Source organism: Maribacter sp. Hel_I_7 (assembly GCF_000688315.1).
In the GTDB taxonomy this organism is placed as follows: domain Bacteria; phylum Bacteroidota; class Bacteroidia; order Flavobacteriales; family Flavobacteriaceae; genus Maribacter; species Maribacter stanieri.
This window is the reverse complement of sequence record NZ_JHZW01000003.1, coordinates 700196-722320: the sequence shown is the minus strand read 5'-3', so window position 1 is coordinate 722320 and position 22125 is coordinate 700196. Positions and strand designations below refer to the sequence as shown.

Here is a 22125-nt window from a genome sequence, read left to right as displayed (position 1 = left end):
GCTAATAGCTAAAAGCTTAATTACAATACCATTTTTTCTATAGGACAAACAAGAATACCCTCTGCTCCTGCTTTTTTCAACTCGTCTATTACTTCCCAAAAAGAATCTTTATTAATAACTGTGTGTACAGAGCTCCAACCTTCATCTGCCAAAGGTAAAACTGTTGGGCTACGCATTCCTGGTAATAATTTTAGAATACCATCTAATTTATCATTTGGTGCATTAAGCAAAACATATTTAGACCCTCTTGCTCTTAAAACCGATTGAATTCTAAACTGTAGTTTTTCAAGTAGTTCCTTTCTCTCTGCAGTAATCTTTGGAGAAACTGCCAACACCGCTTCACTAGTTAACATTACTTCAACTTCTTTTAAGTTGTTTTTAAAAAGTGTGCTACCACTAGAAACAATATCGCAAATAGCATCTGCAAGGCCTATATTTGGAGCTATCTCTACCGATCCATTAATAATGTGTAAATCTGCCTTAACTCCTTTATCTTTCAAATAGTTAAGTACTGTATTTGGATAAGAAGTAGCAATACGTTTACCTTCAAAATCCTTAACAGAATTATACTTAACTGATTTAGGTACAGCTAAAGACACCTTACACTTAGAGAACCCTAATCTTTCAGCAATAGATATATCTTCTCCTTTTTCAATTAATACATTTTCTCCAATTATGGCGATGTCAACTACACCGTCTCTCAAGTATTGAGGTATATCTCCGTTTCTCAAATAAAACACTTCCATAGGAAAGTTTCTTGAAGATGCCTTAAGCTGGTCTTTACCATTATCAATGGAAATTCCACAATCTTTTAAAATTTGAAGGGATTCCTCATTAAGTCTTCCCGATTTCTGAATAGCAATTCTAATTTTAGTCATTTTCTTAATTTAGTGCTTGGCAACCAAAAGAGATTTAAATACAAAACCCGTTTGATTGCTCAAACGGGTTTTAAAATATGTTGTTCTACTACAATACATTCCTACCTCGCCTAAGCGTGTGTATGAATATGATGATGTGTAGTTCTATTTTTCATGATACTGTAAAAGTAAAAGGTATTTTCCATTTCACAAAACAAAAGTTTAAAATGAAACAAAAATAATTGACTCCGTGTTTTAGTTATTACCTAAAATTAAAGGTAATCCATCACTACCACCAACAATAACCACCTTAGAATTTGGCGATTCTGATAATTTTAATGTAGCATCGATACCTTTATCTTTTAAGATTTGGTCATTTAAAGAAGCACTTAAAATACGGTTGGCATCTGCCTTACCTTGTGCTTCGATTGTTACTTTTTCTGCTTCTTTCTTAGCCGTAACTAGTCTAAACTCATATTCTAAAGACTCTTGCTCTTGCTTTAGTTTTCTTTCGATAGCATCTTTGATTGTTGGAGGCAAGGTTACATCTCTTACCAAAATCTCATTCAATTGAATATACTGACCAGATACAATTTTTTGAGTCTCGTCAAAAATCTCTTGTTGAATAGCATCTCTTTTACTGGAGTACAATTGTTCTGGTGTATAACGACCAACGACTGAACGTGCCGCAGAACGTATTGTAGGTAAAAGAACTCTTTGAATATAATCCTCCCCTTTTTCTTGATGTAATTTCCCTAAATCATTACGAATAGGTTCAAACCAAGCAGAAGCTTCCAATTTAATATCCAAACCATTACTTGATAATACATTCATACTTTCAAGAACTTCTTGTTGTCTTACTTCATAAATAGTAACTCTATTCCATGGTGCAACTAGATGAAATCCTTCACCCATCGGTGGTTCATCGGTAACTACACCTCCACCAAAAGTTTTATACAAAACCCCTGCCTGACCTGAGTCGATGGTAACAGTAGATTTTGATATTCCAATAATCAATACAATAAAAATAAATATTGCGGGTAGCGCAATCTTAGGTAACTTATCCATTCGTTTCAATTTAAATTAATCCGTTATATTTTCTGATAAACCATTCTGCCGCGAAAGCAAAAACTATGATTCCCAAAAGAAATTTGAAATCTATCAAAGATACGATATTTTCAGTGCTTTTCTCTGTTGGAACGTAAGCATCGTTAGTACTTAAATCCTTTAGTAACACATCTATTTGAGCTGGATAAAATATTTTTCCGCCAGAATTAATCGCCAGTTTTTCCATCTTTAAATTATCACTAGAAACAAACTGATTTTCCATATCAAATTCAGAGATAACAAATGATCCTTTTTCTATTTTTGATTCCTTTTCAACAGAAACAACAAAATCATACTCACCAGCAACTAGATTAGACAAATCAGCTTCAAAAAAACCATTTTTAAGTACCATTGGATTGATTTGACTTTTTTGAGTATCAGTATTCGTTACTTTAATGCTAACCTTTGCATTTTTATCAAAAAGAAAAGTCTCATCAAAATATGTGGCAGTTATAACTGTATTATTACTACCCTGATATACTTTTTCATAATCGACATTGAGTCTAGATTTGTTTTTGGAACTTGTTAAGTATCGAATTAAATTTCCAATAAACTCATCAAAGTTTACAAATTCGTTAGTGTTTCGATACGTTTGTACACGCCATTTCCAAATATTCTCCCCTATTAAGGCTGCCCTTTTACTACCGTTTTCGTCAATTACCGACAGTAACGGTTGTTGAATATTTAATCCTTTAATTTGAGTACCCAATAAAGTTTCAAAAGGGGATGTGATTAAGATAGGTCCTGCATCACTTACTAAAGGTGGATAATCCGTTAAATCAAAATTGGTAATATCATACTTGGTAAAAGCATTGTTTAATAAGCCAAAAACTTCTTGTTGCGGATAACCTGTTTCGATCTCAATACCAACATTTAATTTATTTATAAAAGTATAATCTGTTTGAGATCCGGTAATTATAAAGGTATTAGCATTTTTACTTTTGGCGAAATCAAAAGATTGTTTGAATTTAGCTGTAGGTTGATAAAATATAAATAAATCAACATCTTCTAAAACACTATTACTAGCACTAGATTTTAAAATAGAAACTTCCCGTTGTTCATTACTTTCAATTGCTTTTTTAAGGGCTCCCAAATCTGGATGCAAAATATCCGAAATTAAAGCAATCTTAGTTTTCTCATCAATCACCTCAATACTAGTAGCTCTACGGTTATTTTTAATATTACGCTCTTCAACTAATTGAGAGACTTCCACTTCTAATTTTTTAATACCAACACTATTTGCATCTATTTGAATAGCAATAGTTTTAAAATTAACATCGGCGTTAAATTTTAAATTCTCCTTATGCACTATTTTACTATTCATTTTAACAGATACAGAAACAGAAACGGGAGTGTTACCCTGATATGAAACATAGGTTTCTAATGGGAATTTATTCTTTAAAAAGGCATACTTATTAGTCTGTATTGGTCCTACAGAAATATCTTTATATTTAGTAGTGTCTCCTAAAACCATTGAATAAATAGTGTTATTTCTGTCGATTTTGAAATAACTATAATCTTCACCTATAGTTTGATTGCCATCCGAAAGTACAAGGGCAACCATTTGTTCTCTTGCGTAGACATCTTTTAAAGAAGAAAGCGATTTATAGATGTTGGTGTTTTTATCTTGAAAAGAAAGGCTGTCAAGAATATTAAGATCAGATCCAAATTTGTAATCTGCTATTTTAAATCTATTAGATATTTCTTTGGATGCCTTTATTTTTGAAATAATCTCTTTTAATTCTTCACCTTTTTCAGCAACAGAAGTAGAGTTATCTGCCAAAATCACCAAATTAGGTTTTTCTAATGTATAAGTTTTTTGTGCGAACTGTGGATTAATTAGAAGTAGTAATAATCCGAAAATTCCAACAAAACGTAAAAAGGCTAAAAGCAAATAGATTTTACTTTTAGCCTTCTGTTTATAAATGTATTGAAAGACAACGATACCCAAAGCTACAATTGCAGCAAGAATAATGTACAATATCGTTTTGCTTTCCATGTATTAATTAAAATTGAACCTAAATATGTAATATATAATTAATATTCCAATGTATTTTAATCTTGATTTAAGTTAACATACCTCCATCAACATTCAATACCTGACCTGTTACATAGCTAGAAAGGTCTGATGCAAAATAAAGACATGCATTAGCAATATCTTCAGTAGAACCACCACGTTTTAACGGAATACCGTCTCTCCAACCTTGTACAGTTTTCTCATCAAGCTTATCTGTCATTTCTGTTTCAATAAAACCTGGAGCAATTGCATTACATCTAATATTTCTAGATCCTAGTTCTAAAGCTACAGATTTAGTAAAACCAATCATACCCGCCTTAGATGCAGCATAGTTTGTCTGTCCGGCATTACCCTTAACACCTACAACACTACTCATGTTAATTATTGAACCACTACGTTGCTTTAACAAAGTACGTTGTACAGCTTTTGTCATATTAAATACAGACTTTAAGTTGATATCAATTACAGTATCAAAATCAGCCTCAGACATACGCATCAACAGATTATCTTTAGTAATACCTGCGTTATTGATTAAAACATCGATTCTTCCACCAAAATCTTCTAAAACTTTTGCAACCAATTCTTCAGCTTCTTGAAAATTAGCAGCATTACTTTTGTAAGCTTTAGCAATTACACCTTTTGCTTTCAATTCTTTTTCTAATTCAAGAGCTGGCGCTTCGCTAGAGCTATATGTAAATGCAACATTTGCACCGTGATCAGCAAAAACTTGGGCTATACCCATACCAATACCCCTACTTGCTCCTGTAATAATTACATTTTTATCTTCTAATAATTTCATAAGTCCGTTATTTTAAACCGATGTTTACCAAATATACCTTTTGTTTAATTTATAGGCTAAAAAAAATCCCGCTATAAACGGGATTTTATATGAAAAATATGAGTTCTTAACCCATTACTTCTTTTACTTTCAAACCAATTTCTGCTGGAGAATCTACAACGTGAATACCACAATCTCTCATGATTTGTTTTTTAGCTTGCGCTGTATCATCGCTACCACCTACAATTGCACCAGCATGGCCCATAGTACGACCAGCAGGAGCAGTTTCACCTGCGATAAAACCAACTACTGGTTTTTTGCTACCACTAGCTTTGTACCATTGTGCAGCATCAGCTTCTAATTGTCCGCCAATTTCACCGATCATAACTACACACTTAGTATCTGGATCATTGATTAAAAGTTCAACAGCTTCTTTAGTTGTAGTTCCAATAATTGGATCACCGCCAATACCGATTGCGGTTGTAATTCCTAAACCTTGTCTTACCACTTGATCAGCAGCTTCATAAGTTAAAGTACCCGACTTAGAAACGATACCTACGTTACCTTCTTTAAATACAAAACCTGGCATGATACCAACTTTTGCTTGACCAGGAGTAATAACGCCAGGACAGTTAGGTCCAATTAAACGACAATCTCTATTTTTAATATAGTTGGCAACCTTTACCATATCGGCAACTGGTATACCCTCTGTAATTGTAATAATAACTTTTATACCTGCTTCTGCAGCTTCCATAATTGCATCTGCAGCAAATGCAGGCGGAACAAAAATAATTGTTGTATCTGCTCCAACTTTTTCAACAGCTTCGGTAACCGTGTTAAAAACAGGTTTTCCTAAATGCTCTTGTCCTCCTTTACCTGGAGTAACGCCACCTACGATATTAGTACCGTACTCAATCATCTGCTCGGCATGGAAAGTACCTTCACTACCAGTGAAACCTTGTACGATTATTTTGGAATCCTTATTTACTAATACGCTCATACTACTGTAGTTTTTATTTTTTTAATAGAACAAAAATATAAGTTGTTAATGAATTTTATAGCATTAACAGCCTTATTTATTATCCATTTTTTTAATTATTTCTGGAATCTTCTTTAAATATGCTAATTGTTTCAACTTTTCGCGTGATTCTTCTATGGGAGTTCCAAAATAACTCTTACCGCCGGAAACCGATTTTGTAACACCTGTCTGCCCCATTATCACCGCTTTTTTACCAATTGTAATACCACTTGCAGTACCAACTTGACCCCAAAGTGTTACTTCATCTTCAATAATTACACAACCTGCAATACCAGTCTGTGATGCTATTAAACATTTTTCGCCAATAACGGTATCATGACCAACATGCACTTGGTTATCTAATTTTGAACCAAATCCAATAGTTGTATCGCCCGTTACACCTCTGTCTATAGTACAAAGTGCACCAATATCAACGTTATCCTTTAAAACAACCCTACCTCCGGAAATCAATTTATCGAATCCTTCTGGTCTTTTCTTATAATAAAATGCATCTGCACCTAAAACAGAACCCGCATGTATGGTAACATTATTTCCAATGATACAGTTATCATAAATAGAAACATTAGAGTATATCAGGCAATTATCACCTATTACTACATTATTTCCAATAAATGCATTAGGCTGTATTACAGTATTTTTTCCAATTTTAGCAGTTACAGAAATAGTCTGACTATTTGGAACAAATGGCTGAAAAAAGCTTGTCAATTTATTGAAATCCCTAAATGGATCATCTGAAATTAACAAAGCCTTACCTTCTGGGCATTCTACATTTTTATTGATTAAAATTATGGTTGCCTTAGACTGTAAGGCCTTATCATAATATTTTGGATGATCTACAAAAACGATATCACCGTTTTCTACAACATGAATTTCATTCATGCCAAAGACAGGAAAATCATCTTGCCCAACATATTCGCTTGATATAATATCGGCGATCTGTTTTAATGAAAAAGTAGTCGGAAATTTCAAATGACTTGCTTAGTTTCTAATTAGTAAATACATACTACTCTTTAACACGCTCCATGTAAGAACCATTGGAGGTATCAATTTTAATTTTATCTCCTTCATTGATAAATAACGGAACATTTACCTCTGCTCCTGTTTCCACAGTTGCCGGCTTAGTAGCATTAGTAGCAGTATTACCTTTTACGCCTGGCTCAGTATAGGTAATTTCTAAAACTACACTTGCAGGCATATCTACAGATAATGGCATACTATCTTCTGTGTTGAACATGATCTTAACCACTTCACCTTCTTTTAAAAGACCAGGTGCATCAAGAGAACTTTCTTGAAGGGTTATTTGATTGTAATCATCAGTATTCATAAAGTGATATGTATCTCCTTCTGGGTATAAATATTGGTACGAACGAGTTTCAACTCGAACATCTTCAATTTTATGACCTGCAGAAAACGTATTATCCAACACTTTACCAGAGGTAACACTTTTAAGCTTTGTACGCACAAAAGCAGGACCTTTACCCGGTTTTACGTGTAAAAATTCGATAATCTTATAGATATCATTATTATATCTTATGCATAGTCCTTTTCGTATATCTGATGTAGAAGCCATTCGTAATATGTATTAATGTTATTAACTTAAGTTTAAAATAGATTTACTAATTGTTGCTGAAATATCCTTTCATAATTCCACGTTGGGAATCGCGAATAAATTGTAAAATTTCATCGCGCTCAGGAGTTGCCTCCATTTCAGCTTCAATTATTTGTACTGCTTGAGAATTATTATAATTTTTTTGATATAGAATACGATAGATATTCTGTATCTCTCTAATCTTATCAGATATAAAACCTCTCCTTCTTAATCCTACAGAATTAATACCTACGTATGATAATGGCTCCCTTGCTGCTTTCACATAAGGTGGCACATCTTTTCTAACTAAAGATCCGCCAGTTACAAAAGCATGTTGCCCTACCGATACAAATTGATGCACAGCAACTAAACCCGCCAGAATAACATTGTCGCCAATGGTTACATGACCTGCCAAGGTAGAATTATTTGAAAATATACAATTGTCACCAACTAGGCAATCATGAGCAATATGGCAATATGCCATGATTAAACAATTCTTGCCAATTACCGTTTTCATACGGTCTGATGTTCCTTTGTGGATTGTAGCACACTCTCTAATAGTGGTATTATCTCCAATAACTACGGTTGTTTCTTCTCCGTCATACTTTAAATCTTGAGGAGATGCAGAAATAACGGCACCAGGAAAAATATTGCAATTTTTTCCAATACGAGCTCCTTCCATTATGGTGACGTTAGAACCTATCCATGTACCATCACCAATTGTTACATTGTTATGAATGGTAGTAAAAGGTTCAACTACAACATTTTTAGATATTTTAGCTCCTGGATGAATATAGGCTAAAGGTTGATTCATTCTAAGTTCTTTTAACTATTTGCGCCATTAACTCTGCTTCACTTACCAATTTATCATTAGCGTATGCATATGCCTGCATATGACAAATACCTCTTCTAATAGGTGTAATTAAACTACAGTGAAATATTAAAGTATCGCCTGGCAGTACTTGTCTTTTAAATTTTACTTTATCTATTTTCATAAACAAAGTCAAATAATTTTCTGGATCAGGAACAGTACTTAAAACTAAAATACCACCCGTTTGCGCCATAGCTTCTACTTGAAGTACACCTGGCATTACCGGAGCCCCGGGAAAATGACCAACGAAGAAAGGTTCGTTCATCGTAACATTTTTCATACCTACTACATGCTCATCAGAAAGCTCAATAATTCGATCTATTAATAAGAAAGGAGGTCTGTGAGGAAGCATATCCATTATCTTGTGGATATCCATTAATGGAGGTAAACTTAAATCGTACTTTGGTACTTTATTACGTTTTTCTAATTTTATGATTTGAGACAGTTTCTTGGCAAATTGGTTATTTACATAATGCCCTGGTTTGTTTGCTATCACCTTACCACGAATACGTGTACCAATTAAGGCTAAATCTCCAATAACATCTAATAATTTATGTCTTGCAGCTTCGTTAGGTTGGTGTAATGTTAGATTATCTAAAATACCATTTGCCTTAACAGAAAGCTTCTTTTTGTCAAAAGCCTTCTCTAATTTTGACATTGTAGCTTCAGAAATTTCTTTATCCACATAAACAATGGCATTATTTAAATCTCCACCTTTAATAAGTCCATTTTCCAAAAGCATTTCCAGCTCGTGTAAAAAACTAAATGTACGTGCATTAGAAATTTCCGATTTAAAATCAGAAATTTTATCCAGAGTAGCATTTTGAGTTCCTAAGACTTTAGTCCCAAAATCTACCATTGTCATCACTTGATATTCGTCTGAGGGAATGATTGTTATTTCGCTACCAGTTTCTTCATCTTTAAATGAAATAACATCTTTTACAATGTATTCTTCTCGAACTGCATCTTGCTCAACAATACCAGCACTCTCCAAAACTTCTACAAAAAACTTAGAAGAACCATCCATAATAGGCGGTTCAGCAGCGTTCAGCTCTATTAAAACATTATCTATTTCAAGACCAACCAAAGCAGCTAAAACATGCTCTGAAGTTTGAATCTTTACACCATTTTTTTCCAAATTGGTGCCTCGTTGTGTATTTATAACAAGGTTAGCATCAGCTGGAATTATAGGTTCTCCTTCTAAGTCTACCCTTTTAAATGCATAACCGTGGTTTTCATTTGCAGGTAAAAATTTAATGGTAACATCGCTCCCAGTATGTAAACCTACTCCCGTTAGGCTTACCTTTTTACTAATTGTTCTTTGTTTGTTGTTTGTTGTACTCATCCTCAGTCCTTCTTTTCTAAAGTGTCGATTCTACTAATTATTTTTGGTAAGTTCTTAAAATGAACATAAGATTTGTTGAAATCACCGTAATTCAATGCTGGTGAACCCTGCAATACTTCATTATCTTTTACATTTCTACCAATACCAGATTGGGCTTGTATTTTCACAAAATCACCAATAACAATATGGCCTACAATACCTACTTGTCCACCAATCATACAATGTTTTCCTATTTTGGTAGATCCAGCTATTCCTGTTTGCGCAGCAATAACGGTATGCTCACCAATTTCAACATTATGTGCAATCTGTATTTGGTTATCTAACTTCACGCCTTTTCTCAAAATAGTAGAACCTAAAGTTGCTCTATCTATGGTAGTACCGGCACCAATATCTACATTATCTTCTAATATTACATTACCGGTCTGTGGTACTTTCGCAAACTCCCCATCTTCATTTGGCGCAAAACCAAATCCATCAGCACCTAAAACCACTCCACTATTTACTACACAATTGTTACCGATTATGGTTTCTGAATAAACTTTTGCACCTGCAAAAAGAATAACATTATTTCCAATTTTTACATTGTCACCAATATATACATTAGGGTATACTTTAACGTTATCTCCTAAGGTTACATTATTTCCCAAATAAGCAAAAGCTCCTATATAAACATCGGAACCATAAGTGGCGGTGTCCGATTTAAAAATAGGTTCTTCTATCCCTACTTTATTGTTTTTGACTTGATTGTAGTATTCTAACAATTTAGAAAAAGACTTATAAGCATCTTCAACTTTAATCAAAGTAGTTTCAAGATCTTGTTCAGGAACAAAACTTTTATTTACTATTGTTATAGATGCCTTTGTCTTGTAAATGAACGAAGTATACTTAGGATTAGCTAAAAAAGTAAGGGAACCTTCTTCGCCTTCCTCGATTTTAGCAAGTTTATGTACGGCTATTTCTGGATTTCCATGCACTTCTCCTTCTAAGATACCTGCAATCTGACCTGCTGTAAATTTCATGAGCGTAAAAGTAAGAAAAATTGTTAAACACCTTCTTTAGGATAACACATATAATATTTGGTCACTGTTTTTGAAAGTGCATTCAAATTAAGGTGGTCAGATAATTTGGCAACATCTGTTATCTTTCCATTTTTTCTTAAAATGTTGATAGTCTGATGTTCCCTATCATAAGCCTTATTCTTTAACTCTCCCTTGAAAACAAAGTATGAAGCTTCTTCATCTGTAAGATTGTAACGCTTTTTCACCTTATTTTGTTGAATTAAAAATTTACTATCAGAAATAGGATCCTTTTTAACCTTAATATGTAAAAGCTTTCTATGTATTATCATCTCGCAAAGAGCGGATAACACAAAATCACTTGAATTTTGCCATTCTTTTAAAGCAGCCAATATATCAACGTCATCAAGTTTGGCGAATTTTTCTAACGTATCACTATCAAAATTATTTATATCAATATGGTGGGTTAAGAAATAACCTAGCGCTTGGCTACAGACTAAAGTTTCTCCTTTTTCAATAAGTGATCGTGCTCTCTTAAGAATACTAATTAGTAAACGTTCTGCGACTACTGCAGTCTTATGCAAGTACACTTGCCAGTACATAAAGCGACGAGCCATAAGGAATTTTTCTACCGAATAAATTCCCTTTTCCTCTATTACTAAATTACCGTCTACAACGTTTAACATCGTAATTAATCGTTCCGCATTGGTATTACCCTCCGCTACACCAGTATAAAAGCTATCTCGTTTTAAATAGTCAAGTCTATCCATATCTAACTGGCTAGATACCAATTGATTTAAAAACTTTTTCGAGTGCTTACCGGTGAAAATAGAAATTGCTTCCGTTAAACTTCCGTTAAATCGCTCATTAAGTTCCTTCATAAATTGAAGCGAAATAAACTCATGACTAACACCTTCTACAATGCTATGCTCCATAGCATGTGAAAAGGGACCATGCCCAATATCATGTAAAAGTATAGCTCCTAAAAGTCCGTCTTCTTCTTTCTGAGTTATTTCAACTCCTTTAAAACGAAGTACTTGTATTGATTTCTGCATTAAATACATGCAACCCAATGCATGATGAAATCTAGTATGGTGTGCCCCAGGATACACTAAATAAGATAGCCCCATTTGAGAAATTCTTCGGAGCCTTTGAAAATAAGGATCTGCAATGAGGTCAAAAATGAGCGTATTGGGAATTCTAATAAATCCGTAAATTGGATCATTAAAGATTTTCAATTTGTTTGATGTCTTCAAGATAACGTCGTCTTTTCTGAAATTAACATTTCAAAGTTATACAAAAGCATTAGCATAGAATTTGATTATCGTCAAATAATAATTCAATGAACAAAATAAAAATATTATGGGTAGATGATGAAATTGATTTACTCAAACCTCATATCATCTTTCTTGAATCTAAAAACTATAGCGTAATCACCTGCCAGAGTGGACAAGAGGCTTTAGAAGAATTAGCGGAAACTAGAGTAGATATTGTTTTCTTAGATGAAAATATGCCAGGTATATCTGGTTTAGAAACACTTTCAGAAATTAAAGTAATAGATAATTCCTTACCCGTGGTTATGATTACCAAGAGTGAAGAAGAGTTTATAATGGAAGAAGCTATTGGTTCTAAAATTGCCGATTACCTAATTAAGCCAGTAAACCCAAACCAGATTTTGCTTTCTTTAAAAAAGAATTTAGATCATTCTAGATTAGTTTCTGAAAAAACCACAAGCAACTATCAGCAAGAATTCAGAAAAATTGCGATGGACTTATCAATGGTCAATTCTTATCAAGAATGGGCAGATTTGTATAAAAAGCTTATTTATTGGGAACTACAATTAGAAGAAATTGAAGATAGTGGCATGTTCGAAATTCTTGAATCGCAAAAGACGGAAGCAAATCAGCAATTTGGGAAATTCGTAGAGCGCAACTATGAAGATTGGTTTACAGATATTGATGCACCGGTAATGTCTCATACACTATTCAAAAAATGGATTGCACCAGAAATTAAAGATCAAAAAACTTTATTGATTGTAGTTGATAATTTGCGTTACGATCAATGGTACGCTTTTGAAGATACTGTAAACTCCTTTTACAAAAAGAAAAAAGAAGATTCATATTATAGCATATTACCTACGGCTACACAATATGCGCGTAACGCTATATTCTCTGGACTTACCCCTTTAGATATGGAGAAAAAGTATCCGGATTGGTGGAAAAACGATACGGATGAAGGAGGTAAAAATTTATTTGAAGACAAATTTCTTGATGCACAGTTAAAAAGATTGGGATTAGATTTAAAATGGGAGTATCATAAAATTAGTAGTCTTAAACAAGGAAAGCATTTAAGTCAGAATTTCAAAGGGCAAAAAGACAATGACCTAACTGTTATTGTATATAATTTTGTGGATATGCTATCTCACTCCAAAACCGAAATGGAGGTAATAAAGGAATTAGCATCTAATGATAAATCGTACAGATCGCTAACCACAAGTTGGTTTAAAAATTCCCCAATGTTAGAAATTATTCAACAAGCACAAACTTTGGGAATGAAGTTAATCATCACTACTGATCACGGAACTATAAATGTAAAATCACCTTCAAAAGTGGTGGGCGACAGAGATACCAGTCTAAATTTACGTTACAAGACCGGTAGGAGCTTAACTTATGAAAAGAATGATGTGCTAGCTGCAAAAGATCCTAAATCTATTCATTTACCAAGTATTAATATGAGTAGCTCTTATATTTTCGCTAAGAATGATTTGTTTTTTGCTTATCCAAATAATTACAATCACTATGTTAGTTATTATAGAAATACATACCAACATGGCGGTGTATCATTAGAGGAAATGATTATACCTTTTGTAGTTTTGGAGCCTAAATAGTTTTAGGAATATGGAATATATTTATAAAGAAAAAGATTTAAGCAACATTGTAAAGCAGCTAATAGAAAAATCAAATAGCAAAACCTTAGCTTTTTATGCTCCAATGGGTGCTGGTAAAACTACACTTATTAAAGCATTTATTAAGGAGTTAGGAAGTAAGGATAATGTAAGCAGCCCTACATTTGGTCTAGTAAATGAATATGCATTAGAAAATGGAGAATTATTAGCTTATCATTTTGATTTTTACAGACTTGAAGATGAAGTAGAAGCTATGGATATGGGCATAGATGATTATTTAACCTCTGACAGTTGGATATTCATGGAGTGGCCAGAGAAAATACCCAACCTAATTCCGAAAGATGTTCAAGAAATAACTATAGAAATTCTAGATGAGTCAACTCGCAGGCTAAAACTCTCATAACTAGTTGCTATAGCGATATGGTTTTGTATAAACCTTATATGTAGAAAACGAACATCGTTGAGGCGGAATTTTTATTGTATTTATTCGATGAAAAACCAAAAAATCGATGTAATGTTTATAAAATCAGATAAAATGCTCATTTTTAACGTTTAAAACATTTTTAATTGTACATTATTTCTTACGTTTGTAGGAGAACAAACTAATGTTTAACCAAAAACCCCTTGAAAATGAAAAACAAAAGAACTTTCTTAGCTTCCCTTGCCTTAGGCGTATTTTTATTAGCAATGGCTGCTCCAGTTATTGATATCGATAATCAGCAAGTCGGAATTGATAAAAGAAAATTAAAAGAAAAAATTTAAGTACAAATTTTTATTTATAAAGGGTGTATGCTAATACACCCTTTTTTTATACTTTTTTTACATTACCATCGTTAGAAGTTTATATATAATTTTTAATGACGCCTAAAGTAAAAAATAAAAAAGCCCAAAGAAAGATTCTACTAGAATCTATAATGGTCTTTTTCATAGCTATTTCTCCATTTTTGTATAAATTATACGAATATATTCCTGAAGCTACAGGAAGTTCTGTAACTATAATTGGTATTACAATCGATAGTCATGGTTTTGCTGACGTTTCAACATTTATTTGGTTCATGATGGGAAAAATTGTACCGTTATATTTGTTGATATTTTGGTTTCTAACTGTTAAAAATTGGTGGTATCATATTATACTTATTCCAATTGCTATGTATGCCTTCCAAATTTTTGAGGTTTTATACAACTATGATAACGATATAGATACAGAGAATTTACTTTGGTTATTGCCAATTTGTATAATAATTATTCCATTTGTATACTTTTTAAGAATTAAAATATATGACAAGCATGTTCTTGGTATTGATTTGGATGCAATGGATGCAGAACTTAAAGAATTAAAAGAAAAGGATTTCAGTTCGTCAAAAAAAAAAGCCGCAAACAAGAATGATATAAATGATGCACCTGGATTCCCGACATTATCAGAGGAATTAAACTCTAAACTATCTACAGGTAACATAGAAAATTTTTTAAAAATTTTACAAAATCGCTTGCAAAACTGGCTTCATCTTAAATTTTAGCATAAAACTATCTTTACAAATAGTACAAACATTCATTTCTTTAAAAATTGTACATTTGAGTTTCAAGTCATTGATTTGAACAACGGATATTTTAGTTATGAACCAACCCACTTCACCCTTTAGCAAACATCAATTAATTCCACAAGAGGAAACTTTAGAAGTTTTACGTCAAAAAGGTGAGCTTTTTATAGGTTTACCAAAAGAAAATCAATATCAAGAAAAAAGAATTTGTTTAACTCCAGATGCTGTTAATGCAATTACAGCAAATGGACATCGTGTTTTAATAGAATCTGGTGCAGGTGAAGGTGCACATTATTCAGATGCAGATTATATTACTGCAGGTGGTGAGATAACAAGAGATACAAAAAAAGTTTTTGCTTGTCCACTTATTCTAAAAGTGGAGCCTCCTACCCTAACCGAAATAGAATTTATAAATCCGCAAACAACGGTTATTTCTGCGCTTCAAATTAAAACTCAATACAAAGAGTATTTTGAAGAACTTGCCAGAAAAAGAATTACCGCTATTGCTTTTGAATATATTCGTGATGAAGAAGGAAAGTACCCAGCTGTAAGGTCTTTAAGTGAAATAGCAGGAATTTCCTCTGTATTAATTGCTGCCGAATTAATGGCTGCAAATAATAACGGCAATGGTTTAATGTTTGGTAATATCAGTGGAGTACCACCTGTAGAAGTTGTTATTATTGGAGCAGGTACAGTTGGAGAGTTCGCCGCGCGTTCAGCTATAGGCATTGGTGCCAATGTAAAGGTTTTTGACAACTCTATCACCAAACTCAGAAATATACAGACCAATTTAAAACAGACCGTTTACACTTCTACTATTCAACCAAAAAATCTGCTTAAAGCTTTAAAACGTTGTGATGTAGCTATTGGTGCCACAAGAGGTAAAGACAGGTCTCCTGTAGTGGTTACAAGCACTATGGTAGAGCATATGAAAAAAGGTGCCGTTATCATAGATGTAAGTATTGATACAGGCGGCTGCTTTGAAACTAGCGAGATTACCGATCATAATAAACCTACAAGAAGAAAGTTTGATGTAATACATTATGGAGTTCCAAACATACCGTCAAGATATCCAAAAACAGCTTCTGTAAGTATAAGCAATATATTCACTCCGTATTTATTAAAAATTGGTGAAGATGGCGGTTTAGAAAATTCATTACGTTTTGACAAAGGTCTACGTAACGGACTTTATATGTACCATGGTATTCTTACCAACAAATCTGTTGGAGAGTGGTTTGACTTACAATACAGTGATATTAATTTTCTTATTTTTTAGAATACTGAAAGCATTCTTTTTTCTATCCTATAAAAAGACATAATTTTGCATTTTAATTTTACATAAAACGCATAAATGGATTTTCTTAAAAGGTTAGGTTTTTTCTTGGTAGGTTTATCCATTGGTATAGTATTTCTTACTTTCTTTCTTAAAAAGAAATCTCAAGAAACCGGAGTGTATTTTTGCTATCTTCCTGATTGTAGAACACTAAAAGATATTCGTTCAAAGTCAATGTACTATAGCGATGAAGCAAAGCAAAAACTTCAAGAGTTTCAATTAGACTCTATTGGGGTTACCTATATTTTAACAGAAGGTGATGTTGATTTTGGCAAAAGCGATACTAAATCTGTTCCTTGTAAAACATACATTGTAGAATCTGAATACAAGGAACGAGATTATAGGTTTACCGTAAAAAATTGTAGAGAAAAAGCCACCATTCAGAAAGTGGAACTACAATAACTAAAATTTATATCTTTCTACGCTTTCTTTCTTTTTTCAATAACGATAGCTCTCTACTGGTTTGTCCGGCAACAGAAGTATTTTCATCCGCTCTTCTAATTAAATAAGGCATTACATCACGTACGGGTCCAAATGGTAAATATTTAGCAACATTATAGCCATTGGCCGCTAAATTATATGAGATATGGTCACTCATTCCATACAACTGCCCAAACCAAACGTGTTCATTATTTTTAGCTATACCTTTTTGCTCCATTAACTCCATTAGACGGTAACAACTATCTTCATTATGCGTACCGGAAAAAATAGATAGAGAATCAAGATTATCTATCATATATTCAATGGTAGCATTAAAATTTTCATCTGTTTCGACCTTTGTTTTGCATATAGGAGAAGTATACCCTTTTTCTTTGGCTCTTTCATTTTCCTTTTCCATGTAAGCACCACGTACAACCTTCATACCTACCAAAAAACCATCTTTTACCGCACGTTCTTGAAGTGCTTTCAAATAAGGCAATCGATCCCATCTGTATGTCTGTAAAGTATTAAATACAATTCTTTTCTTTTTGTTGTATTTACGCATCATATCTTCAGCTAAATTGTCTGCGGCATCTTGCATCCAACTTTCTTCGCCATCTATAAGCAAAGACACCTCTAAGTCGTGCGCTTTTTTACAAACCTTATCAAACCTATTAACAACACGTTGCCATTCAGCTTGTTCCTTTTTTGTAAGTTCTTTTTTCTCGCTAATTTTTTGATACAACCCAAATCTTCCAAAACCGGTTGGTTTAAAAACTGCATAGGGAATAGCTTCCTTTTCTTTGACAAAGTCTAAAATTGTCAAAATCATTTCGGTAGCCGTGTCAAAAGGGTCTTCTTCTTCCTTACCTTCAACTGAATAATCTAGAACAGAGCAAACTCCTTTTCCCCACATTCGGTCCACTACAGGCAAGCAATCACGTTCATTTACGCCTCCACAAAAATGATCAAACACAGTAGCCCTAATAAGACCTTCTACAGGTAAATGTGCTTTAAAAGCAAAATTGGTAATTACCGAACCCATTTTCACTAATGGTTCATTTGAAATCATTTTAAAAAGAAAATAAGCTCTTTCTAATTCTGAGTCTGATTTTAAAGCAAATGCCGTTGCGGTATTTTCAAATATTTGGTCCATTTTTTAAAATTTCTATAACGATCAAATATAATCACAGAATTTATAATCCTAAGACTAAAAATAACCTTTATTTTGCGGTGAAATAGTAATCAATACTAAGCCATATTTTTAATGGATTCTATAATTTCAGATTCTTACGCAGTACATTTTAACGAAAAAGCTTTTCAAGCTTTAAATTCCCATTTAGCTCAAAAGAAATATTCTATTGTTTTTATTTTGGTGGATGAAAATACACATGAACTTTGTCTACCAAATTTTATGGCAGAGATTAGTGGTGAATATCAGTTTGAAATTATTGAAATTGAATCTGGTGAAGTAAATAAAAACATTGAAACGTGCATAGGTGTTTGGGAAGCTTTATCTGAATTAAGTGCCGACCGAAAAAGCGTTATGATTAACCTTGGTGGTGGCGTATTGACCGACATGGGTGGGTTTATAGCTTCAACTTTTAAAAGAGGAATAGATTTTATAAACGTACCTACTACCCTTTTATCTATGGTAGATGCTTCTGTAGGTGGTAAAACGGGAATAGATTTAGGTTCCTTGAAAAATCAGATAGGTGTTATCAACCAACCAGTAATGGTATTAGTTGTGCCAGATTTTCTTGATACTCTTGATAATAGACAAGTACGAAGCGGTTTCGCAGAAATGCTGAAACACGGACTAATCCAAGATACAGCTTACTGGGAATTATTAAAAGATGCAGAAAGTTTAGAGGATATGAAAAATCATATTCTAACATCTATTCAGATAAAAAACAAAGTTGTACTTCAAGACCCCACAGAGCAGCATATTCGTAAAATTTTGAATTACGGACACACACTTGGTCATGCTATTGAATCTTACTTCTTAGAGAATGAATCTAAAGAAATGCTTTTACATGGTGAAGCAATTGCGATAGGAATGATTTTAGAAGCTTATTTATCAAATAAACTTTTAGGACTAACTAATGAAAGCTTAGAAGATATAAAAACTACATTCTTAAATAGATATGATAAAGTAGAATTTTTGAATGATGATATTGACAACATTCTTAAACTTATGAAGTATGATAAGAAAAATTCGCACGGTAAAGTAAACTTTGTCCTCTTAAAATCTATTGGTGAACCTGAGTTCGATGTAGAAATTCCTGTAGATTTATTCTCAGAAGCTTTCGCTTACTACAAAGTTTAAAAACTTCATATACTCAAACAGGCACTTTCACAACTCTATAAAGCGAAATGTGACTTTAATTGCTAGCTTAGTTATAGATAATCACAACCCTCTATAAATAAATTAGTTATGACCAGACGACTTATTGATTACCGTAAATTAGACCACCAATTAGCAGCACTTTTAATAGAAACTTATCCTTATGGATATGGTGATGAAGACATTATCAGCTTCAAAAATATTAAAGGTGATTATGTTGAAGCTGTAGAGTTAAGAACAGTAGACACATTGTACCTTGTTAAGATAAGTAAAAGCCTTTCTAACTTCATCGCAAATTTTGAAGAGAATATAGAAAAGGAGTTAGAAACCAAAACACCCGAAGAAGTAATGCAATCGGAAGATATGACGAAAGCACTGTACTTAAATTTTGAGATCGAAAATGAAGAAGAACTAGATTAACTAAAATAGCGCTCGTTCAATATATTTTCATGATGTTTTTGGTGACCACTTATCACTAAACCTAACGCGGCTACTGACCAAGGAATATCACTAGCAGTACCAGTTCTTTTTAAATGTTCATCTAACATTGTATCGAACAAATTTATTGAGGCGTTACGAACAAAAAGATATTCTTTAAGTATATCTTCTTTGGTTCTATGATTAGCATTACTTTCTTCAACAAATACATTATGATCAAAACCAGGCAATGGGGTTTTATCATTTCTTGATATTCTAAAGGCACGATATTGAAATACCCGCTCAGTATCAATCAAGTGCACCAAAACTTCAGCTACGGTCCATTTGCCTTCTCCGTAACTATATTTAAATTGTTCATCGGATAAACCATGAACCAAGTCTTTAAAGCTTTCTTTACCATTTTGTAAAGCTGATTTCAAATCATCTTGCTCATCGAGGGTATTTAAATAGGTTTTATAAAAATATAGAAATTCATTTTCCTGTAATTCCTTAACTCTCATTGAATAAAGTTTATATAATTAAAAATCAAAAAAGCCCAATTATATAAGATAACCGGGCTTTTTTTAAGTTAGTTGAATAACCGTTATTTATAACTCATTAAAAATGGTATGCATCAAACGCTTTTTATCGTTGAAGCTTTCTTCTAATGAAATCATAGTTTCAGTTCTACTAATACCATCAATATCATCAATTTTGAAGATAATGTTTTTGGCATGTGTAGTATCCTTTGCTCTAATTTTACAGAAAATATTAAATTTCCCTGTTGTTATATGTGCTATAGTTACATTAGGTATTTGATTTAAACGCTCAAGAACAAATTTTGTCTGATGTGTTTTTTCAAGAAAAATACCAACATAAGCTATAAAAGCATATCCTAGTTTTACATAATCTAAAGTAAGGGATGATCCTTTTATAATTCCTGCTTCCTCCATCTTCTTAACTCTTACATGCACTGTACCAGCAGATATAAGTAGTTTTTTTGCAATATCGGTAAAAGGAGTTCTGGTGTTGTCAATCAACATATCCAGAATTTGGTGGTCTATTTCGTCTAATTTGACTTTGCCCATAGTTGTAAAATTTTTGCCAAAAATAAAAAATAATCACATTAAATTCATTGAAACTTCGTTTTTTTTATAGAAAACGTAAACAATTTTACCTTTTCAAAGAAAAAAGACAAAGAATATCACGGTTGAAGATTCAATAAATCATTTTCTTTTAACCACTTAAGGTCATTTTCATCGTTGCAATTCAATGTCTTATGCGCATACAATTCTTTAGGTTCCTTTTCAAACACATGTAATTCTGGCCTAAACTCAACTTTGCCCTTATTTAAAACCTCTTTATATTGTATCGCAACCGCTTTACTATTGGTTAAAAGATTAGAAATATAGTCATCATTCTTAATTACTACATCTACAAATTGTTTTCCATTTTCGGGAATAGATAGGTACTGCTCTATACTATAATCTGAAATTGTGTTGTTTAAAAGAGTAGAAACACCTTTTAAAAGAGCCTTAAATATGAAAGCTCTTGTTTTCTCTCTATTATAATCTTCATGATAATGACCAGCTTCAAATAAAATAGTAGGGGTTTTACTCATTTGAAAAGCATCACCAACACAATTAGCATTAAAACCATCATCATACCTACCTACTTGACCGGGAATCTCTTCTTGCAACTTATTATTCATAGCTGCAATTAATTGCATACTTAATTCTCGTGATGGAGAATTGTTACGTTCCTTGTCAAAAGCTGGAGCCAAAAAAGAAACTGTAGCAGGCTTGTTAGTTTCCCCAACATTAAAAATAGTTCGCTGATCATGTAAATTAAAGCAGAAGTATGGTTCAAAATCTTGAAAGACCTTTCTTAGCACACGACTCTCTGGTTGTGATAAATCTTGCGCATCCCTATTAAGATCAATTTTATTAGCATTGACTCTCGTATAATCTCGAGCTCCATCAGGATTTAAAATCGGAATAATTTTTAATGTACATACGTTTGAAATATCAGATACTTCTGCAACATTCCGTTTTAAATAATTTAATAAATCAATTACAGCCTTCGTTGTCGTAGATTCATTACCGTGCATTTGAGACCACATTAAAATACGTTTTGGCCCATTACCAAACGTGATGCTTTTAATTGATTCTCCACGTACAGACTCCCCTACTTTTTCGATTTTAAAAGTGCTGGGCAGGCCATTTATAAATTCATCTATATGGTCATACGTAATATATCTCCCTAAAATATTAGAAACATAAATCTCACTATAATTTGATTCATTCATTTTCACTCAACTTTTATAAATGCAAAAATACTACAGCCTTAGTTTACATTTGTAAACATTTACAATTGAAATTAAACTGAACACAAGCTTCCTTAGTTTACAAAATTAACTTTTAAAATAATTTTAATATTAAAATATTTTAAATCAGTGTTTTATAATATTTTATTTAAACCAAAACTTAATAAATAACACTTGTATAACACCTATTTATTAAACTTATAACAGAACTAGACTAAAGA

The 22125-nt window shown here is 32.7% G+C and carries 23 protein-coding genes; 8 read left to right on the top strand and 15 right to left on the bottom strand.

All coding sequences use genetic code 11. From position 1 onward, the window contains the following. Positions 1–20: 20 nt before the first annotated feature. The 11 genes from hisG to P178_RS0114645 form a co-directional block, all read right to left on the bottom strand. Entirely contained in the window at positions 21–878 is an 858-nt protein-coding gene (hisG, locus tag P178_RS0114695; protein WP_027066921.1) for an ATP phosphoribosyltransferase, read from the bottom strand. A gap of 234 nt (positions 879–1112) precedes the next feature. Continuing rightward, positions 1113–1925, bottom strand: coding sequence for a prohibitin family protein (locus P178_RS0114690; RefSeq protein WP_027066920.1), 813 nt, complete (start codon positions 1923–1925; stop codon positions 1113–1115). A 10-nt stretch (positions 1926–1935) separates the two neighbouring features. Beyond that, positions 1936–3963: a hypothetical protein gene (locus P178_RS0114685; RefSeq protein ID WP_027066919.1), complete on the bottom strand. Its 2028-nt coding sequence runs from the start codon at positions 3961–3963 to the stop codon at positions 1936–1938. A 67-nt stretch (positions 3964–4030) separates the two neighbouring features. Next, positions 4031–4780, bottom strand: a complete 750-nt coding sequence (gene fabG, locus P178_RS0114680) for a 3-oxoacyl-[acyl-carrier-protein] reductase (RefSeq protein ID WP_027066918.1) — start codon at positions 4778–4780, stop codon at positions 4031–4033. A 106-nt stretch (positions 4781–4886) separates the two neighbouring features. Then, the gene (gene sucD / locus P178_RS0114675) at positions 4887–5759 is read right to left on the bottom strand and encodes a succinate--CoA ligase subunit alpha (RefSeq protein ID WP_027066917.1); all 873 of its coding nucleotides are present in this window, start codon (positions 5757–5759) and stop codon (positions 4887–4889) included. 72 nt (positions 5760–5831) lie between these two features. Continuing rightward, complete coding sequence (locus P178_RS0114670) at positions 5832–6767, bottom strand: UDP-3-O-(3-hydroxymyristoyl)glucosamine N-acyltransferase (protein WP_027066916.1); 936 nt, start codon at positions 6765–6767, stop codon at positions 5832–5834. 34 nt (positions 6768–6801) lie between these two features. Beyond that, a complete protein-coding gene (gene efp, locus P178_RS0114665) occupies positions 6802–7368 on the bottom strand; it encodes an elongation factor P (protein WP_027066915.1) in 567 nt (188 codons plus the stop codon). Positions 7369–7414: 46 nt separating this feature from the next. Beyond that, positions 7415–8200 carry an acyl-ACP--UDP-N-acetylglucosamine O-acyltransferase gene (gene lpxA, locus P178_RS0114660; protein WP_027066914.1) on the bottom strand — a complete coding sequence of 262 codons (786 nt, stop codon included), beginning with the start codon at positions 8198–8200 and terminating at the stop codon, positions 7415–7417. Between the two features lies 1 nt (position 8201). Next, positions 8202–9602 carry a bifunctional UDP-3-O-[3-hydroxymyristoyl] N-acetylglucosamine deacetylase/3-hydroxyacyl-ACP dehydratase gene (locus P178_RS0114655; protein ID WP_027066913.1) on the bottom strand — a complete coding sequence of 467 codons (1401 nt, stop codon included), beginning with the start codon at positions 9600–9602 and terminating at the stop codon, positions 8202–8204. A gap of 2 nt (positions 9603–9604) precedes the next feature. Continuing rightward, positions 9605–10621: a UDP-3-O-(3-hydroxymyristoyl)glucosamine N-acyltransferase gene (lpxD, locus tag P178_RS0114650; RefSeq protein ID WP_027066912.1), complete on the bottom strand. Its 1017-nt coding sequence runs from the start codon at positions 10619–10621 to the stop codon at positions 9605–9607. Positions 10622–10644: 23 nt separating this feature from the next. Next, on the bottom strand, positions 10645–11874 hold the full coding sequence (locus P178_RS0114645; protein WP_027066911.1) for an HD domain-containing protein: 1230 nt from the start codon (positions 11872–11874) through the stop codon (positions 10645–10647). A gap of 86 nt (positions 11875–11960) precedes the next feature. Here P178_RS0114645 and P178_RS0114640 point away from each other — a divergent pair, with 86 nt between their 5' ends. From P178_RS0114640 to P178_RS0114615, 6 genes are all read left to right on the top strand, one after another. Next, on the top strand, positions 11961–13505 hold the full coding sequence (locus P178_RS0114640; protein WP_027066910.1) for a response regulator: 1545 nt from the start codon (positions 11961–11963) through the stop codon (positions 13503–13505). Positions 13506–13515: 10 nt separating this feature from the next. Beyond that, complete coding sequence (tsaE, locus tag P178_RS0114635; RefSeq protein ID WP_027066909.1) at positions 13516–13926, top strand: tRNA (adenosine(37)-N6)-threonylcarbamoyltransferase complex ATPase subunit type 1 TsaE; 411 nt, start codon at positions 13516–13518, stop codon at positions 13924–13926. 227 nt (positions 13927–14153) lie between these two features. After that, on the top strand, positions 14154–14285 hold the full coding sequence (locus P178_RS23655; RefSeq protein WP_262493289.1) for a hypothetical protein: 132 nt from the start codon (positions 14154–14156) through the stop codon (positions 14283–14285). A 95-nt stretch (positions 14286–14380) separates the two neighbouring features. Then, a complete protein-coding gene (locus P178_RS0114625; protein ID WP_027066908.1) occupies positions 14381–15040 on the top strand; it encodes a hypothetical protein in 660 nt (219 codons plus the stop codon). Positions 15041–15137: 97 nt separating this feature from the next. Continuing rightward, positions 15138–16337, top strand: coding sequence for an alanine dehydrogenase (locus tag P178_RS0114620; protein WP_027066907.1), 1200 nt, complete (start codon positions 15138–15140; stop codon positions 16335–16337). 75 nt (positions 16338–16412) lie between these two features. Further along, entirely contained in the window at positions 16413–16796 is a 384-nt protein-coding gene (locus P178_RS0114615; protein WP_027066906.1) for a DUF4258 domain-containing protein, read from the top strand. A gap of 7 nt (positions 16797–16803) precedes the next feature. Here P178_RS0114615 and P178_RS0114610 read toward each other — a convergent pair whose 3' ends face one another. Beyond that, positions 16804–17970, bottom strand: a complete 1167-nt coding sequence (locus tag P178_RS0114610) for a proline dehydrogenase family protein (protein ID WP_027066905.1) — start codon at positions 17968–17970, stop codon at positions 16804–16806. A gap of 111 nt (positions 17971–18081) precedes the next feature. On the opposite strand from P178_RS0114610, the gene aroB reads away from it, so the two are divergent. Further along, positions 18082–19143, top strand: coding sequence for a 3-dehydroquinate synthase (aroB, locus tag P178_RS0114605; protein WP_027066904.1), 1062 nt, complete (start codon positions 18082–18084; stop codon positions 19141–19143). Positions 19144–19251: 108 nt separating this feature from the next. Beyond that, complete coding sequence (locus tag P178_RS0114600; RefSeq protein ID WP_027066903.1) at positions 19252–19581, top strand: hypothetical protein; 330 nt, start codon at positions 19252–19254, stop codon at positions 19579–19581. On the opposite strand, the gene P178_RS0114595 is transcribed toward P178_RS0114600, so the two are convergent. From P178_RS0114595 to P178_RS0114585, 3 genes are all read right to left on the bottom strand, one after another. Continuing rightward, on the bottom strand, positions 19578–20099 hold the full coding sequence (locus P178_RS0114595) for a DinB family protein (protein ID WP_027066902.1): 522 nt from the start codon (positions 20097–20099) through the stop codon (positions 19578–19580). The two genes, P178_RS0114600 and P178_RS0114595, sit on opposite strands and share 4 nt — an antisense overlap. Before the next feature lie 87 nt (positions 20100–20186). Then, the gene (locus P178_RS0114590) at positions 20187–20666 is read right to left on the bottom strand and encodes an Lrp/AsnC family transcriptional regulator (RefSeq protein WP_027066901.1); all 480 of its coding nucleotides are present in this window, start codon (positions 20664–20666) and stop codon (positions 20187–20189) included. A 116-nt stretch (positions 20667–20782) separates the two neighbouring features. Beyond that, the gene (locus P178_RS0114585; protein WP_036146918.1) at positions 20783–21886 is read right to left on the bottom strand and encodes a M14 metallopeptidase family protein; all 1104 of its coding nucleotides are present in this window, start codon (positions 21884–21886) and stop codon (positions 20783–20785) included. Positions 21887–22125 lie beyond the last annotated feature (239 nt).

What these genes read in the sequence shown, in the direction of transcription:
- hisG (WP_027066921.1), bottom strand. Translation starts at nt 878, where the DNA reads ATGACTAAAATTAGAATTGCTATTCAGAAATCGGGAAGACTTAATGAG.
- P178_RS0114690 (WP_027066920.1), bottom strand. Translation starts at nt 1,925, where the DNA reads ATGGATAAGTTACCTAAGATTGCGCTACCCGCAATATTTATTTTTATT.
- P178_RS0114685 (WP_027066919.1), bottom strand. Translation starts at nt 3,963, where the DNA reads ATGGAAAGCAAAACGATATTGTACATTATTCTTGCTGCAATTGTAGCT.
- fabG (WP_027066918.1), bottom strand. Translation starts at nt 4,780, where the DNA reads ATGAAATTATTAGAAGATAAAAATGTAATTATTACAGGAGCAAGTAGG.
- sucD (WP_027066917.1), bottom strand. Translation starts at nt 5,759, where the DNA reads ATGAGCGTATTAGTAAATAAGGATTCCAAAATAATCGTACAAGGTTTC.
- efp (WP_027066915.1), bottom strand. Translation starts at nt 7,368, where the DNA reads ATGGCTTCTACATCAGATATACGAAAAGGACTATGCATAAGATATAAT.
- lpxA (WP_027066914.1), bottom strand. Translation starts at nt 8,200, where the DNA reads ATGAATCAACCTTTAGCCTATATTCATCCAGGAGCTAAAATATCTAAA.
- P178_RS0114655 (WP_027066913.1), bottom strand. Translation starts at nt 9,602, where the DNA reads ATGAGTACAACAAACAACAAACAAAGAACAATTAGTAAAAAGGTAAGC.
- lpxD (WP_027066912.1), bottom strand. Translation starts at nt 10,621, where the DNA reads ATGAAATTTACAGCAGGTCAGATTGCAGGTATCTTAGAAGGAGAAGTG.
- P178_RS0114640 (WP_027066910.1), top strand. Translation starts at nt 11,961, where the DNA reads ATGAACAAAATAAAAATATTATGGGTAGATGATGAAATTGATTTACTC.
- tsaE (WP_027066909.1), top strand. Translation starts at nt 13,516, where the DNA reads ATGGAATATATTTATAAAGAAAAAGATTTAAGCAACATTGTAAAGCAG.
- P178_RS23655 (WP_262493289.1), top strand. Translation starts at nt 14,154, where the DNA reads ATGAAAAACAAAAGAACTTTCTTAGCTTCCCTTGCCTTAGGCGTATTT.
- P178_RS0114625 (WP_027066908.1), top strand. Translation starts at nt 14,381, where the DNA reads ATGACGCCTAAAGTAAAAAATAAAAAAGCCCAAAGAAAGATTCTACTA.
- P178_RS0114620 (WP_027066907.1), top strand. Translation starts at nt 15,138, where the DNA reads ATGAACCAACCCACTTCACCCTTTAGCAAACATCAATTAATTCCACAA.
- P178_RS0114615 (WP_027066906.1), top strand. Translation starts at nt 16,413, where the DNA reads ATGGATTTTCTTAAAAGGTTAGGTTTTTTCTTGGTAGGTTTATCCATT.
- P178_RS0114610 (WP_027066905.1), bottom strand. Translation starts at nt 17,970, where the DNA reads ATGGACCAAATATTTGAAAATACCGCAACGGCATTTGCTTTAAAATCA.
- aroB (WP_027066904.1), top strand. Translation starts at nt 18,082, where the DNA reads ATGGATTCTATAATTTCAGATTCTTACGCAGTACATTTTAACGAAAAA.
- P178_RS0114600 (WP_027066903.1), top strand. Translation starts at nt 19,252, where the DNA reads ATGACCAGACGACTTATTGATTACCGTAAATTAGACCACCAATTAGCA.
- P178_RS0114595 (WP_027066902.1), bottom strand. Translation starts at nt 20,099, where the DNA reads ATGAGAGTTAAGGAATTACAGGAAAATGAATTTCTATATTTTTATAAA.
- P178_RS0114590 (WP_027066901.1), bottom strand. Translation starts at nt 20,666, where the DNA reads ATGGGCAAAGTCAAATTAGACGAAATAGACCACCAAATTCTGGATATG.
- P178_RS0114585 (WP_036146918.1), bottom strand. Translation starts at nt 21,886, where the DNA reads ATGAATGAATCAAATTATAGTGAGATTTATGTTTCTAATATTTTAGGG.